This is a genomic window from Mycoplasma todarodis (assembly GCF_004335995.1).
GTDB classification, from domain to species: Bacteria; Bacillota_I; Bacilli_A; order Mycoplasmatales; family Metamycoplasmataceae; genus Mycoplasma_K; species Mycoplasma_K todarodis.
In genome coordinates this window covers 42212-59897 of record NZ_PSZP01000001.1, presented here as the reverse complement: position 1 = coordinate 59897, position 17686 = coordinate 42212, and the positions used below count along the sequence as shown (strand labels likewise).

Annotated in this window: 10 protein-coding genes; 6 read left to right on the top strand and 4 right to left on the bottom strand. The window is 27.4% G+C overall.

The window, feature by feature from the left end:
* Positions 1–101: 101 nt before the first annotated feature.
* A complete protein-coding gene (locus C4B25_RS00160) occupies positions 102–2264 on the bottom strand; it encodes a P-loop NTPase fold protein (protein ID WP_131613048.1) in 2163 nt (720 codons plus the stop codon).
* A gap of 266 nt (positions 2265–2530) precedes the next feature.
* The gene (locus C4B25_RS00155) at positions 2531–3208 is read right to left on the bottom strand and encodes a hypothetical protein (RefSeq protein WP_131613047.1); all 678 of its coding nucleotides are present in this window, start codon (positions 3206–3208) and stop codon (positions 2531–2533) included.
* 372 nt (positions 3209–3580) lie between these two features.
* On the opposite strand from C4B25_RS00155, the gene C4B25_RS00150 reads away from it, so the two are divergent.
* Complete coding sequence (locus C4B25_RS00150; RefSeq protein ID WP_131613046.1) at positions 3581–5023, top strand: hypothetical protein; 1443 nt, start codon at positions 3581–3583, stop codon at positions 5021–5023.
* Between the two features lie 85 nt (positions 5024–5108).
* On the opposite strand, the gene C4B25_RS00145 is transcribed toward C4B25_RS00150, so the two are convergent.
* Positions 5109–6725 (bottom strand): hypothetical protein, encoded by a 1617-nt coding sequence (locus C4B25_RS00145; protein ID WP_131613045.1) that lies wholly within the window; start codon positions 6723–6725, stop codon positions 5109–5111.
* A gap of 563 nt (positions 6726–7288) precedes the next feature.
* Here C4B25_RS00145 and C4B25_RS00140 point away from each other — a divergent pair.
* The 3 genes from C4B25_RS00140 (at position 7289) to C4B25_RS00130 (ending at position 12046) form a co-directional block, all read left to right on the top strand.
* Positions 7289–8404, top strand: coding sequence for a protein NO VEIN domain-containing protein (locus C4B25_RS00140; protein ID WP_131613044.1), 1116 nt, complete (start codon positions 7289–7291; stop codon positions 8402–8404).
* A gap of 616 nt (positions 8405–9020) precedes the next feature.
* Positions 9021–10253 carry a DNA (cytosine-5-)-methyltransferase gene (gene dcm / locus C4B25_RS00135; RefSeq protein ID WP_131613043.1) on the top strand — a complete coding sequence of 411 codons (1233 nt, stop codon included), beginning with the start codon at positions 9021–9023 and terminating at the stop codon, positions 10251–10253.
* Positions 10241–12046, top strand: coding sequence for an HNH endonuclease signature motif containing protein (locus C4B25_RS00130; protein ID WP_131613042.1), 1806 nt, complete (start codon positions 10241–10243; stop codon positions 12044–12046). The genes dcm and C4B25_RS00130 overlap by 13 nt, the downstream gene beginning before the upstream one ends.
* Before the next feature lie 21 nt (positions 12047–12067).
* Here C4B25_RS00130 and C4B25_RS00125 read toward each other — a convergent pair whose 3' ends face one another.
* Entirely contained in the window at positions 12068–13000 is a 933-nt protein-coding gene (locus C4B25_RS00125) for a hypothetical protein (RefSeq protein WP_131613041.1), read from the bottom strand.
* 76 nt (positions 13001–13076) lie between these two features.
* Here C4B25_RS00125 and C4B25_RS00120 point away from each other — a divergent pair, with 76 nt between their 5' ends.
* Positions 13077–16262 carry an SIR2 family protein gene (locus C4B25_RS00120; protein WP_131613040.1) on the top strand — a complete coding sequence of 1062 codons (3186 nt, stop codon included), beginning with the start codon at positions 13077–13079 and terminating at the stop codon, positions 16260–16262.
* A 307-nt stretch (positions 16263–16569) separates the two neighbouring features.
* Complete coding sequence (locus C4B25_RS00115) at positions 16570–17667, top strand: endonuclease/exonuclease/phosphatase family protein (protein ID WP_131613039.1); 1098 nt, start codon at positions 16570–16572, stop codon at positions 17665–17667.
* Positions 17668–17686 lie beyond the last annotated feature (19 nt).

Below are 17686 nucleotides of genomic sequence, written 5' to 3'. Positions count from 1 at the left end.
CTTAGTAAATACAAAACCAGCGTGTGGTTTGTATAAATAAAAAACCAAGATTATTCTTGGTTTTTTATTGCGATTCTACAATTACTTTTTTGTTAGGCGGGTTAATTGCGGATATCTTGAGGAAACAATTCTTTGTAAGAAATCTCTCTTTTTACATCCCCAAAAATATCAACTTCAAGCATTTTATATTTTTTTAAGAAAAGCTTTAATTTGGGTTCAGAGCCATATAAATCCATTATTAAAGTTGCATTTATATGGTTTGGATATTTCGGAAACATTTTAAAGTTTTCAATATGCTTTTCTAAATAATTGAATTTTAATTGTTTTGCAAATATTTTATTTAATTCAAATATAAAAGGGTTGGTTTTTTTGAAGTTTTCAACATCAATTACTAGTTGCTCTAGGACAATATTTGTGAATTCTTGATATACTTCTAAATCTTTTAAAAAGACACATTTACTTCGTGAAAGGGAATGTTCATTAACTTCGTAAAATGTGTCTTGAGCTGATTTTCCAGTTAAGAAATCCTTAACTATATAAATCATACTTTTTGCATTTCTAGTCTGAACATCCACTTCGATAAAATAGTTATTAAACACAAATGATGCATATAAAAGAGCTACAAATTTTTCTTCGTTCATGTAATGAGAATTTTTCAGGAATGAAATGAATTCTATTCAATCATTTCAATTCTTAATAATTTCTTTCAAAACTCTATGCAATAAACCTAAGTCATTTATTTTTTCATAACATGCTCCAATGTATAGATTCATAAAACTTACAAACTTACCCTCTAATGTTTTATCAGATAGTTCTTTGAAAAATCATTGGATCTTTTTTTCGTTATTTATGTCAAAAATAGTTGTAGGTATTGCATTTATGAACTCTTTGTATTCATCATATTCTCTTTGAGTATCATAATCATAAAAATAATATCTTTGTAATCTATCATTAATTTTCTTTTCATGAACTTTTGGATCATCGTTCTCAATTCTTCAGTAATTTACTAGAAATAACAAATTCTCTTTTTCAAATATATCAAATATTTCAAAGTTGTTATTTAAATCACTAAAAGAGCGTTGGACCGCTCATGATAAATCGAATTTAGAATATTTATAACCAACTTCATATTCCATATCTTCTACTTTAATTTTTTCTTTCTTTAATTTTTTATTTCTAATTTCATCTTGTATATTCCCTAATGATAAAGGTCCATCCAAAAGGCTTTCAATAGAACATTTTTCTAACTTTCTGAATAAATATTCATTTTCTAGTCTAATGTATTGAATAACGATAAAGTGCAGTGGGTTCAACCCCATGTGATTAATCGCCGATCAATTTCTTGAATATATTTTGTGTAATTTATTAATATTTCTATAATTAATTGGATTAAAATTTTCATTCGTTGATAAAACGTCTAAGAAATTCAAAAAGTAATTCTTTGATCTTTTATCGATAAAATCGTTTTCAGAAAACAAAAGAGGAATGTTCGTTTTTGAATAATCATTAAGGTTTATTTGAAGTTTAAAAGATTTCTCTATTTCCTCCATTATATTGGTGGAATTTCCTCCAAATGATTCGTTGTACCGCATCCTTAATCTTTCAGAATCGAAAATAGAAATAACAATAACATCCTGTAGAGTTTCTATTAACGAAAGTAATTTAACAATAAATTCTCATTCACACCTATCAATATTATCTATAATTAAGATTTTCGGTTTTTTAACCATAATTTTTCTAGTTTGTAATCATAAGATGATACCTGAAATCATTGCTAAAATTATTAAACTTATTAATAGGAGAGAAAATACATTCCAGTTTAGTCAATGGTGGTTTTTTCTAAATTTATCAGTAATGGGTGCATAGAGGGTAAACAACCCTAAGATTATAGTTATTAATGAACCAAATAAAAAGGTTAAATGAGTGCTTAGTTTATCCTTTTTGATGTGCCTTCTTTTGCGTTTTTCCAATTGAATTACGTCTTTTTCTCCATTTCATTCATTTTCAATTAGTTGTTGCATGAATGTCTGGTCATCATTCCTCAGCACACAATCAACAATCTTGTACTCTTTGTTGTTATCGGAATGATTATTATTCTTTATAAATTCTAATTCTCTATAACCCATAGACTCACAGAGATTTTTTGCGAAAGTTGTTTTCCCTACCCCGTATTCACCTTGTATAAGGATCCTTTTTATATTACCCTCTTTAATATCTTTTGATAATTGCTCGTTCATTTTAGCGTAAAATTTTTGTTTTGACATTTATTTATTATCTCATTTTAATAAAATGTTTTAAATTTAATTTTAAAAACATATAGCATATTTTTATTCACCTTTATATATTTAAATCATGCACTGTATAAAAATTTCTATAGTATGTATTGTGAGTATTATCATCAAGTTCTAATAACAAAGAATAATTAAATTCATATCTATATTATTCTTTGTTGAAAGTCTTCTTAGTAAATACAAAACCAGTATGTGTTTTGTATAAATAAAAACCAAGATTATTCTTGGTTTTTAAAATTTTATTTACCCATAAAGATATTTTCAACTGATTTAGTTTTGTTATTAGGTTGTTGAGTTCATGGGAGTTTATTTCATTTGGTATTTGAAAAAGAAATATGTGTTTCTAATCCTTTTGTGAAGTTATAAACACCGAATAAAATCTGTCCATCACTTAATTCAAAATCAACCAACACATCTCAAGGATTCATTCAATTGGAAATGTTAGCCGCAATAATATAAGGTGCTTTTGTAATTTTGGGATCATTTATATCCAATGAACCATTTTTGGGTGTCCGACTTAAGACTGCCATATCCCATAAGTAATCGCTATTTAAGAAGCTTAAAATATTTACGTCATTTTTTACTTGTTGTGCAACTTGAATCAAACTACTATGTAAATAATTAGTTAAATTCTCTCTATTTTCCCCTCTTTGAAATTTGAAATTAATATTAACTCCATTATTAATAATTGTAATATTTAGATTTTCATTAAACACAATAGAACCGTGGTGTGTTGCTAGGTGCGCAAAATCAAATCAGATACCGTGTTGAGCTTCGCTAATTGAATTAAATGTTTTGTTTATGTAAGTTGTTTCACCTTTATTTTGTTCGCTACAAGCCGTAACTACAATGGGTATCATCGCAGTTGTAATCAACGCGCCTAATCCCATACTTATTTTTTTAATTTTTATTGTCATAAAAGAAACTATAACAAAATATAGCCTTTTTAAAACAAGTCGCAGGGTGGATGTATACTTCAAAAAACCTTTAAAAGAGTGGTATAAGAATAAATTGACATTCACACACCATTAAAAGCATGGTATTTGGAAGTGTTCCCCATTTTCTTGCTGCTATATTTCAACTCTTAATAGCGTCATTTTATTATATGAACATTCTCCACAATGCATATTATGGTGTTGTTATCAAGTTCTAACAACAAAGAATAATTAAATTCATATCTATATTATTCTTTGTTAAAAATGTAAAGTTGGTGTACATTTTACAATAATTAAACCATTAAGATTCTTTGGAATTGACGTCAAATATTTATAATTGTAATGGGAGGTCATATGAATAATGTGATGATGTCGATATTCAGTATTTTTATTACTGGTCTATTTGGTATGTTTTTAAAAGAGTTTATAAAAAGAAGTAAAAAAGGTGATTTATCACCAAAAGAATTTTTGTTGTTGGCCGGAAGAATGATAGCAAATTATTTATTTTATGCATCCGGCTTGGTGCTTTGGAGTATTCCCTTGTGGAGGGGCGGGGAAAATCAAAAGATAGCAACGATAATTTCTGGCAATTGAATATTTTATATTGTTGGCACATCTATTTTATTTTGAAATATATTTATGTTTGGTATATATATTAAAACAAATAATGAATTAAAAAGATTTCATAGGATAAAAATAATCTCCTTTAAATTCAATAAAGGGGATTGGGATTTATTCTGAATAAAAATGTTCACTAAATTTTTAGGTTTCCTATTGATTATTGGCGTTCCTGGTATTTGATTAATTTTGCAGCTTGAAAATATGCAAAATTCTCCCTTGCACTTATTGGTTTGATCGATGTATGTGGTAATTGCGTTCGGGATAGCTTATTTTGTTGCTCATGCAATTAAAATTAACTCTATATTAAAAATGAATCCTTTGATAAATCAAGAAGAAATGAATTCTATAATTGCGGAAAGAAGAATATTCGATTTATGAAAGCCTTTGCATATCGGATTTGAAAAAAGTGTAGAAAATAAAAACTGAGATTGAATATATATACCTTTTGATCTTTTTGAGAAGCGTGTATTTACCGAAATATTTGGAGGGATGAAAGAATATGTGTTTGTTGGTGAGGTGAATAATCCGAATGAATGAGGTTTTGTTTTCGATATGACAAATGCAGAAATAAGAAGATTAATTCATTTGTTAAAAAAAGATATAAAAATTGAGAAGAGAATTGATGTTATTGGCGAAGACTCTTTCCGAATCTCCGCTTTAAATATTGGGGATGAATTCAAAATATTAACAAATGATTTTAACAATAATGCATTTATGCAAATTGATCACAAAAAGTTTTGTGATTATCTTAGTTTGTGAGCTATAAAAAATCAAAAAGAAAATATATTCAAAGAAGGTGTTGTATATAATGGGAGAATTTGAGTTAATCATAGTTACAAAAAAATCAAGATATTTTTAAAGGATAATAAGATGGTTTTTGTGGGTGTAAATATCATGATTCTGCCAAATGAGATAAAATCAATGTTTGATTTTAAAAATGCTGAAATTGAAAGTGGAGGTTCTTTCGAACCTATTTCCAACTTCTTTAAAGCATTGAATTTAAAATGTATTATTGCTAATGAGGTGGATTTTATACATTCGCTAAAAATAAGAAGAAAGTACAGAAAGAAAATGGAAGGTTTCAACTTAAAGGAATTGAGTTTTATAATCATGGATCAAAATCTAGATTGCGATAAAAGACTTAACAACTATATTAAGATGTTGCTTCACAAATAAGAAAATCAAGGATAATTCCTTGATTTTCTTATTTGTTATATATTGCATTTGTATCTTTATTTTTATAGTTGATTATTTTAAATGTTTACTCTAACGTTATCGTCAAATCAGAAGCATGTAAGATAGAAGAATTAAGTTCCACATTTTTGTTGTTTAATCTATCGATCAAAGCTTGTCAAAATTCTTTTAAGAAATCATAGGCTACCTTGTATTTAACTTTCCCCTTATTTTTAATTTCTATCGCTTCAATTCTTTGAATCATTTCTGTAGAAAATCTTGTAATATCTAAATATTGGAATGATTTTATAAAGTTCTTATAGGGACCAAAGAAATATGGATTAATTTTATTTCTTTTATGGAAAAATGTATTTGAAATATGGTCAAATATTGTTTGTCCGATGTCATAATGTTTCTCTAATGCTAATTTTCGTTTTGAAGTAAAGAATTTATGGTATTTACCGAGTTGTCTATTCATAACCCTGTATGTTATTCCTAGAATTTTTTTAAGATCGTCATCTTTTTTGTTAGCGTTTCCACAACCTCAAGCATAAGAATAAGTTAAGGGTCCTCCATCTTTTACATCGCCGTTGGAGTTTATAAATTTATATTCCAATTTAGCGTTATTTTTATTTTTTCTGAAAGAATCATTCAAATAAATATCTATTATGTCGTGAGTTAAAAGGCTTATATTTTTGGTGATACTACATTGAGTTAATAGAAATTCAAAGACATATCTCGAGTTAATTGCGTCCAAAGATTCGAACATGTCATCTATAATAATTTCTTTATTATTAATTTCAGCCATCCCCAATACATTTATAAGGTTAAAAACAGACATTTGACCTCTAGAAAACTTATTATTAGAAGAAAGTAAAATAACGCCATCTTCTTCTTGTTTATCGATATCTTCGAAATAAGGAGAGTTCATTATTGGTGATAATCATTTTTGGAAATTCTTTTTGTTATTTGAATTTGAAACATTTTTATATCTTTGGATTAATTTGCTCAATTCTTGACCCTTATCCAATGAAAACAGATCCCCTATTAAATTTTTGTTTGTTTTAAAATTTACATAGTACTCTTCTTCTTGTAATTTTTGTATAAAATTTACATCTCTAATGTTCTTGATGGGTATCTTGTTAATTTCTTTAAAAATAATATGTTCTGTTTCTTCTTTTGACAAAGGTTCGATATTCGCAAAGTTTAAATGATCGCAATTCAAAAACTCTTGGACGGAAGTTCATTTTGATATGTCTTTTTTAAAACGATTTATTATTACATTATCAATTATTTTTTTAGATAAAGTTCTATCTTCATTTAATAAAGGTATTAATTGATTAACTAATGAATCAAAAAAGAAATAAAAATACGGATTAAACATTTCGTCTTGATTGGAACCTTCCATTATATAAACTTTGTAAAACTCTTGGAACGAATTTAAGAAAGGGAATTTCTTTAAAAAATTCTTTATAGAAAAATCATAAGAATCATTTCACCAATTTTCTAAAATTTTATTAATTAAAATTTGAAACTCAGCCTCGATCTCATTTAATTCTTTTTGCCCATACTGTAATTTAAATTCTAATTCTTCGTGTATATTATCAATAGTTATAAACTCTTTATTAAGTTTATTGTTGTTAAAAAAACGTGTTTTACCTGCGGCGTTTCTTCCGTAGTAAATTATTAATTTATTTTTTCCCATAACTGGCTTCTCCATTCATAAATTGCGTGTACATATTCTTGATATTTAAATCAATTAAATTATAATCGAGCAACCAAGAATAACTCCCTAATTTTTATTAGTTGCATTTTAACTCTCAATAGTGTTCTTCCATTATCTTTACATAATAAGTCCTTTTTATTATCTAAACGTTCTTGATAATGAGTATTATCATTTAACTCTAATAATAAAGAATAATTAAATTCATATCTATATTATTCTTTGTTGAAAGTCTTCTTAGCAAATACAAAACCAGTATGTGCTTTGTATAAATAAAAACCAAGATTATTCTTGGTTTTTTCCATTTGCATTGTTGAATCTTTAATTTATTATTAAAGACCTTTCAGTTCTAAGAATAAAGATGTTAAGATACAAAACTGTTCACTTATGCTTTCTTTCTATTGTTGGTTATTTTATTATTTAACGTTATCTCCGCAATATACTAGTGGAGTATTGAACTATGCGTTAGTGAAATGATTTTTTATTTGTATTGGGGTATTTTAAAAACTTAAGTTTATAATTTAATTATACGAAAGAGGCATATTATGAAAAAAATTAAAAAATCTCAAGGAATTTACAGTGTCGCTTTTCAATTTGAATTTAATAAGGAATATAAATTTAATACTTATGATATTAAAAATATTGAATCAACAGGAACTGATAAAATCAAGATTAAGATCAATAATAAAGAAAGAAGAATCGCGCTAAATACATTTTTCTATAATTATTTAAGTGCGTATCTAATGGGTTTTATTCCCATGTCAAAGGAAATACTCCAAAGCAATACAATGATAAGCTTTGCTCAAAAATTACAAAATAAAGAAATTGAATTTACAAAAATTAATTCAGTAAATGAAAAGGACGAATATTTTAAAAAAGATGAAAATGTATTCAAAAATATAAAAAATGTCTATAACAACGGAGGGAAAATTTTCAAGAAAACGCTTGAAGCGATAATCTATAATTTTCACTTTATTAAAGAAAAATCATGCAAAAATGAAAATGATGTTGTTGAAGTTATGAAAGAAAATGGTGAGAAAACAAACTCAAATAACCCAGCTAGAATTGTTTGGAAGAATTTTGAATTATTTGAAAAACATTTTTCTTTACTGTTGGGCACAACAAATCAAACAATAACCCCTCAAAATAAAACATCTATTTTTTCAAGTAAATATAAAGACTTAGCGTCTAAGAAATCACCAACTAAAAGAAGTGGATATTCAAAAGATTCTACAAGTGAAGAAAAAGATCGTAAAACAATGAAAGAGAATGGTAGGATCGCTGAAAATGATACTTACAAATTAATGATGAATGCTATAAATTCATATGATCGCGAAGTGTTTGAAATACTTGATATTAATAAAGAAGATAAGATAGAGATTGAGGAAACTTTCAAAACTAATGTTAGAGCTGGTTATGATTTGATGATAAAGAAAAATAATAAAGAATACGCTACAATTGAAATAAAAAGTATAGTATCATCTAAAAAGATAAGTTTTCATATTTCTACAAATGAAATGGAACGGCTAAAGTCAAATGATCTTAAGCGGTTCGTTATATTTTACGTAGAAAATAAGGATATTAGAATTATTCCGGCAGAAATAATATTGAGAGATGTTGAATTTAGTGTCGCTTCATATCAAGGAAAATTATATAAATAAAAGTATTATTAAAAACAAAGGAAACAAAGAATAACATAAAGACCAGGTGGTCTTTTTTTATTTAAATATGACATATAAAAATTTTTAGAAAAAATAAAGAACTATTCATATAGAACAATTGAAATATATATATATAAAATATGCTGAGTTATTGGAAAGGTATAAATTAGATTATAAAAGCATGTTATTAGTTAGTGTAATATTTAATAAATACAAAGAGGTTTATGATATCGGCCATCAAAAGTTATTATAAGCTCCTTAAAGATGAGGGGCATAAAGAAATAGAATTACCCAGTAAAGAAGTCTTAGTTTAAGACTCAGTTTTGTTCAAATGATAAAAATAGTTGCTTTATCTGACACCATGCATACGAACACTTTGTATCAATGTGTATAAAATTAGCTAAATAAAACAATTAAATTATATTTATGGATAAGCACATAGGAAGCCATTTGTACAAATACAAAGCAGTGTGCATCTATAAAACCGAAAGAATAATCTTGAGTTTTCGCATTGAATATACAACTAAAGTCTTTTGAAAATGAGAATTAAACTCTTATCACGAAGAAAGTAGTATTATAAAGTTCCAAAATAGTTAAAAACTGTTAAAATATTAATATGAAAAATAACAATAAACTTAAGGTGATAGAGCTTTTTTCAGGTATTGGTGCGCAACACAAAGCTCTTGACATAATAAAAAAAACATATGGTAATGACTTCGAAATCGTCGGCACTTCTGAGTGAGCAATAAAATCAATATTGGCTTATAATAAAATTCACCACAAGGGGATGAATAAATTTACAAAAAAAACTAAGGAAGAATTATTAAAAATAATCAAAGAGAGAAAGATGGTTTTTTCTAATGATGGTCAAACTCCCGTGACGGAAAGAAGTTTATATTCTAAATCTCAAGAATTTCTTTCGGAATTATTATGAGCTAATGAAAATACAAAAAATATGGGCTCAATTTTAGATATAGAACCCGAAGAAATTATTAACAGAGAAGCGAATCTTATTACTTATTCTTTTCCCTGTCAGGATATCTCTACTGGAGCACAATTCACAAAAATGAAAACTGGCTTAAAAGGTCAAAGATCAGGTCTTCTGTATGAGGTTGAAAGACTTATAAAAGGTATAAACAAAATAAATTCTAATAAATTGCCTAAGTTTCTTTTATTGGAAAATGTATCTCAATTGGTTAAAAACAAAGAGTTTAAAAAAGGTTATGATGAATGAATAGGAACCTTAAGGGAAATGGGTTATGTCACAAAAACATACCAATGTAACGCCCTTGATTTCGGCATTCCACAATCAAGAAAAAGAGTTTTTGCATTATCTGTTTTAGGCGGAGCTGAATTTAAAGAAGAAAAAGAATTGATAGATCTTTATTTTGAAAAATACAACTTTAGAACAAAAACTTTAGAACAAATAATTGAGAGAAAGAAATATGAGGTTGAACAAGTTATGGCTATGGTTAAACCTACACCTTCAAGAGAAAGTATGAGAAGAAAAGTTCCTAAATTGTTAGAAACTCGATTTTCACACACAAATACATTAACGAAAAAGCATGATAGGACACCATCACCAGGGACGATTAATGTTAGTGAATTTGAAAACGTTCTAAAGTTAGTTGAGGAATATAGGCCAGATTTCAAGGGTTATAATTATTACTATAGATTTCTCACAGCTAGAGAATGCCTAAGAATAATGGGATTCGATGACAAGGATTGAATTTCTATAAAAAAATTAGGTTATGGAATTCGTTCTTATTATGAAATGGCCGGCAATTCTATTGTTGTTAATAATTTATTGCCAATCTTTGATGAGGTATTTAGAATATGAAACAAATAATTTTAAAACCCAATTCATTACAACAACCAGGTTTAACACCTAAAACAACAATTAAATTATTTGAAGAACTATTCAAAGAAGGCGATATAATTCATTTGGAATTCGTCGAAACAAAAAATAATAGTGATTTAGTAAAACTCTTTAAAAATGGAGTTGATTTCTCAAAAGAAATATCAAGAATAAACAATAAGAATAAAAATAGGGAGAACCTGGTTTTTGGTACGATAAGAGATAAGATATTCATTTCATTAGCTATTGGTATTTTTGAAATACTTACTGGAGAAATAACGATCAAAAGCCAAATAATGAATAAAAATTCTGAAAATATTTCATTTATTTATAGAGAAAAGAATACAAAAGACTTCAAAGAAAATTTTGATAAATGATTTAAAGGAGAAAGAATCTCCAAGAATGAAATAATAAATGATTTCCAAGATGGGATATTTATTACCAACTTATTTTCAACTCAATTAATAAAGAATCCAGAAAGAATAAACAAAGAGCTTAACGATGCATATGAATTAAATTCAAATTTCTTACCCCTATTTTTTAAATCTTCCGGTAAAAATAGCAAAAGCTTATATAGGTTATCACAGTATGCTTCCTTTGAACCGGAGCTTGATAAATATATTGGGAATAAATTCGATGAAGTGTATTTTAAATTTGATAGATCAAAGGAAATCGCACAAAAGATTTATAAAAAAATGTCGAAAAATTTAAAGAAAATACTAATGATTGAGGGCGAAATTGAAGAACAAATATCGTTCGATTATTATCCCTCAAAAGTAAAAGAGAAATTATTGGAATTTATCAAAGAAAAAGATATATTAAATTCAGAATACGAATTTAAATTAACCAAAACTAAAGATTTGTATACTATGACTATTGGAACTCAGAAAATTGTTGATAATAAGAAATTCAGTACAGTCTTATGAAACTTATGGGGCTTAATACTCGGGGGCAACCTTGCTATTTCTCCGGAGGATGTAAATATAAATTATGGACCAAAATTATTAACTCCGTTTTTAGGCAAAAAAACTTTTTATATAAATAAAAACTTATACGTTGGACATATAGCTAAAAATAATGTGAAAATATTATTAAATGCTGGAGGTTATTTTAATAATGCTACAAAAGCATATCTTACTAGTGGATTAAAAACATTTTTCATGAATAAATTGGGCCTCTCTTTTCCTGGAATTGTCAAATTAGAAAAAGAACGTGGTTATAATAGGACTGAAGGAGCTTTCTTTTATATTAAAAATATATTAAATAATAATATTATCCAAGGTTCAAAACAAGAAGAAAAAGAAATAATTAAAAGTCAAATTAATCAGAAGCATAATCAAATATCTCAAAATGATTTAGAAACAAGAAAAGCAAGGCAAAAATTTTCTGATGAAGTTGATGAATATTATAAAAAGATGATGAAAACAATTGAAAACTATACATCAATAAAGGATATACATTTCCCCTTTTTTGAAAGAGCGCACATATACGAAGTCTCTTCAGCAAGAGCTGTTGAAGATTATAAGTCAATTAGCGATCCGCTGAATTCTTTACTCTTAGATCCAAACACACACAAATTATGAGATAAGGGATATTTAATTCTAAAACCAGATGGGATATTTTATGATACTAAGCTTCGGCCAACAAATCTAAAAATACGTGCTAATCTCTTAAAAGATCAGAGAAGACTTAGTTATATAGCGAAAAGATTTGGTGAAGATTACCAAAATATAGACGAAAATAAAGAAATTTTAAGGATAAATACGTTCAATAACAAAATATAAAACATGGCAAGCCATGTTTTTTTATAATGAGTCAACTCATTTTTTAACCAAGTCAATCTTATTAATCATCTCTTTTCAAAATTCAAATCCCTTAGTTGTTTCTTTTGGATATTGATATTTTGATAATAATGCAAATCCTCATTCTGTTTTATTATTAAGTGAAACAAATTGAATTTGATTTTCTTCAACACCAAGAAGCTCACATATTTTATCAACATTATCTTGTAATGAAATATGTTCTTCTTTTGTATAAGAAACAAACTTAACTGCAAAGGTATTTTCTCTGCCTCTAAGTTCAATATATCTTCTTATATTATTTGGTGTATAAATATATCTATATTGCTCTGGGATTGCCTTGCCCACATTTAATCCATTGTTTTTATTTCATTTATCAAACTTAGTTCAGAAATCAAGGTATTCTTTATTTCTTTCAGAAAGTTCCTTTGATTGATAAGCAGAAGCAACTTTTTCAAAGTCATTAGCTTGGGTAACGATATCAAAGTAGAAAGCCTTTTCTCCTTCGCCTATTGAAATAATATTAGGTACAAGAACAATGAAGTTTATTTGTTCTCCAGATATCTTGTTTAATCAATCAATCGCCGCAACTGCTTCTGATCTGCTGTTTTCAGCGATTCAAATGATATATTTAACATTTGATTCACTTGTGCTTAAGCCGGCTGCATAAGTTAATAATTGACCTAAATGTTTATGGTCTTGAGTTCCATATTGATTTTCGATGATTACACCATCATTTGTGCCGTCTATTTTTGCATATACATCTAAGTAGTAATTTCCAACTGGTTGTTCTGTATGGATGTCTTTAAGTGCTATTCTAAGAGTTTCTTCTATATAGTTCTTACCCTCTTCTTCAAATCACTTGGTAAATTGAGGTTCATTACCAAATATTGATTTTAAATTATGTTTTTCTATTTTTGTAAATTTTATATTTTTCATAGGTTAATTATAAATACTTTTAACTAATTACAACAATATGCAGCAGTTTCAATATAATTTATAAAAAAGGAGTTAAATGAAAAAGAATATTAAAGTTGCTGCTACAATACTTGCGAATCGTATTGGTGCTCCAATAAAAAACAAAAAAGTGACTTTCTTGTTTGGTGCAGGAATTAATTACAATATAGCTGAAGGTGCTAAATCTTGAGGTGATTTAGCATTAAATTCATTGGAGGAATTTGTTAATGATGAAACGGAATTATCTAAAAATATTTCATCAGCATTCGCGAAGCAGCTTTTAAATGATTTTAATAATAACAAGTTATCTCTTTCATTCTCAAAAAGAGTTTCAATTAAGAAAATTAAACCTTTGCCACAGTCTGAAGTTTTATGATTCAAAAAAGGTTATGAAACAATAAAAGCTGCTTCGAACAATAATATTTCAACTTTGACATTTAATTACGATAGAGTCCTAGAAGATGTATTGTTTAAAAAATCAATCAACACCATTAGTGATAATTTTAACTTAACAGAAGCATCAAGGAGTAATGATGATTTTCTCTATCATATTCATGGTCTTGCGGATGAAGAAGGGTATGTAGATTCTAAGGAGACATTACTTTCACTTGGTAGTTATGTTAAAAAAACATCTGGAGTTAGAAAAGTATTGGAACATTTCTTAAATAACAAGCGAGATGCATTTCGTTATGAAACTATAGTTATAATCGGTTCTTCATTAAGTGAAGAACATATTTTGCAAACGTTATCGAAAATTAAAAATGATCCGAATAGAATGGTTGAGATTTTTTGAATTTGTTATTTCCCTATTGAAAGATTTATAGAGAATAGAATAAGGGATATGTATAAAGAATTGAATATAAACATCCTTAATATAAAAACCGATAACGAATCTAGCTTCAAGAAAAATTTTAGAAAGCTTTGAGAGTATATGACGAAGCTTTTAAATAAATCTATTATTCATATTCCTGACGATTTAAAGAAAATACTAGCGGGAGAGAGTGATGGGGGAAGTGCCTTTACTAGTGATGATATAACAAATGACATATACAACATATTTTTAAGTAAGTTGAAACTTGAAAAAAAAGGCGCCTTAACTTTCGAAGAGGCTCAAAAGAAAATAGGGCTTAAAAAACCACTGCAGACCCCTAATTTTTTAAGTGTTGTAAACTGGTTGGAAAATGATGGATATATAAAAAAAGGTGAGATGAAAAAATATTTTTTTAATTGCGATCCGCTTCCAATCAATAACCTCCATTGATTAAAAGAAGTGAATAAAAAAGAGTTGGAATTAATTATGGAGACTTTTGATAAAACAATCAAATATCAAAATAATAACTTCCATAATAGTTTTGATTTTAGTGCCAGCGTTTTTATAACGAAGTATTTTAAAGAGATAGATTTTGATAAATACAAAAACATTCAAAAGTATTTAATAATTAATGCCATTTCCAGACCTAGAAATATACGAACAGCATTAGCTGATAAAGTTGTGAAAAATTTTACTTTGTTGGACTTGGAAAATCACGAAGAAAATGAACGATTTCTTTATTCGACTTTTTATGAGGAAGGTTCAAGAAATTTAACAAAAATAATACAAAGGACTCTGGAGTTTAAAAAAGATTTCTATGGGATTGAAATTCCTAAAAGAATAACATCTTTACCTAATTTTATAATGTCTTTAAAAAACGATCACAATATAAGAAAAATAGTTTTAATTATTTTCTCAATAAAAAAATATAGAGATGCTTTCCTAGAACAAGTGGAAAATATCTCGGAGGCTTTTGCTAATATGGAAAAAATGGTTGAAAAAATGCAATATGCCCAATCATACAGATTTTTATTACTCAGAACACTCTGTCAAATATTTTTAAATACAAAATATGAGACACAATTCATTAAAGAGATATCTAAACAAAATACCCATTTTTCTTCATTCCCTGAAACAAATCATTATAGAATATCTTCTTGAAGTGATGGGGGAGACGCATTTTCTAAATATGATGGTCAACCAATTGATGGTAAAACAGAAATCCTTAATATAGATTCTTGAAAACAAGTTAATAAAATGGTTGAACAAAAAGAATTTAACAAAAAAGAATTTTGAAATGCATTTCAAAAATTCCTTTCTGAAAATAATACATTGAAGGATATTGAAATATTATATGGGATATCCGAATTAGAACATTGTTATGTTAACAATATAAAAAACAGCATTAAAGAAATGGAACTGGAAGAATACATTTGTTTTTTAGAAATGCGTAATAGACTCCTTGGAAATGAAAGATATTATTCTTACGACTATCTTGATATTAAACCCGCCTTTGATAATAAGTTAGAAATTCAAAACTCAATAAATATTCTTGAGGTTGATGCAAAACAACAACAAATTTTTAAAACGCTTAAAAAACGAATAAAAATTCAAAACTATGACAGGTTTTCTATTTGAGCCGATGAAGATACAACAAAATTATTGGAAATATATAAAAGAGAAGAAAGAAACAATAAATATATCGAAGAAATGCTAGATTTGATTTTTGAAAAAGTGTACAAATGGAAACCTGGTTATTTTAAAGAAGTGCTTGATAACTCGAGTTATGAAACTTGGGAAGGGGCACAATTGTATATACGTTATCAATCAACCTGAAACTCAAAGATGCCAACTGTTAATCAAGCTATTGAGTTATATAAGTTAACCGACAAAAAAACAGAGCAATGAAATGCAGAGGCTATTATCTATTTCTTATTCGTGAATCAACAAGAAAAGGATCCTAAAACATTAATTGATTTTCTTCAAAAAGAAAATGGAGAAAGAAATGTTTTTGAGTTCTTCATCAGGAAAATTAAACATTGATATATTTGAAGGTGGATCAAAAATTGTAAGGAAGAAATACCATTTTCGGAAATCGAATTAACAAAATGAGAAGTTGCTTACTTTATATCAAACATAGATGAAGGTAGCTTTGAAAAATATTCAAAAAAACTCTCTGATTTATTTGTGAATAATAAAACTAATCACCTAAATAATGATGAATATTCAACAATAACTAGAATGATAAATAAAAGAATGACACACAAAATTGCTAATTTTTTATATACTCAATTAGAAGCTGAATTGGTCCCAATACAAAAAAACTATAAATATTCTTTATTTCCGGAAGATATCAACAACATGATCAAATTCCTCAGTCCTGAAAAGTCAAAGAAGTTGAAAAGAATGGTTAAAGAAAATAATAAATTTTAAAAACACCAACACAATAATGTGCGGTGTTTTTTTACTGCCTAAATTAAGAATGCTATAAAGATAACTATTAAGCTTATAAGTATAAAGAAGTTATTAATAATAAAGTGAATAACACCAATATATCTTAATGCAACATAGAAGGTATGCCCTTGCTCTAAAGTGCATTTTTTAGATAAAGACTTAAAGTTTGAATCTTTAAGTCTCTTAGCTGTCCCAAAATCATAAATCCAAGCTAATGCAATAGTTGCAAGTAGGTGAATTGAAATAATAATTTATTCTAATTAAAATATATGAATATAATTAATACATGAAAAGAAAAATTATTTATGCCTTAACTCCACTTGCGATTGCAACGCCAATTGCATTAACAATCTCTTGTGGACTGAAAAAAGATAAAACTGAAACACCAAATCCTAATGACTCAAAAAAAGATGAGACTAAGGCGCCAGATTCTAACAAACCAAAACAAGATGAAATCAAGACACCAGAAAAGTCTTTAGCTACTGGAGAATATAAAATAGGTTTCTGAAACATATTAAACGATGGTAAAGGCAAAGGGTATAAGAACTCTGCAATTGCTAAGGTAATTAAATATAACAAGATGACAATGGTTGGATTGGCTGAAGTAGATGATACAAAAGCTGTTACTACAATTGCTGATTATTTATCAGAATATACAAATAACCCTTGAAAAGCAGTTTATACAAAACATAAATCAGGAACTCTTGCGGGTGGTTCGAGTGCAACTGTCGAACATTATGGATTTGTATATAGATCAGATTTATATACTCCTGAAAACTTCGATAATACTACAGAACCTGGTGCAATATATGCAAACCCAAAATTATCTGGAATGCAATACAAAAGACCTCCCTTCGGAGTTAAGTTCAAAACTAAGAATAGTGAATTTACAGCTGCGATAATTCATGCAGATGGTCCGGGTAAAGGTAAGGGAGAAACAAAAGATCAACACGGAAATGGTGTTCAAGAGGTTTGAGAAGCAAAAAATCTTCCTACAGTAATGGATTGATTTGACCAACATGATGGTTCAAATAAAAATATGATCTTTATGGGTGATACAAATATTCATACAACATATAAAAACGAACCCTTCAATTCTTTAGTTGATAAAGGTTATAAACCAATGTTGAAACTTGGAAGTGCTAATTCAACTTCTTTAGGAACAAAGGTTGATAATTATGCAAATACATACGATAAAATCTTCACAAACATTGCCTCAGCGAATTCTGGAGATTACTATAAACTATATAATGTTTTTAAAGACAATATTATTGATCAACAAACTTTATTAAAAGAAACTCAAGATGCTAATAAGCATTATAAGAATTTAATAAGATCAGCCATCTCCGATCATTGTCCAGTTTGAGCTATTTACAACTTATAAATAAAAAGACTAGAGATAG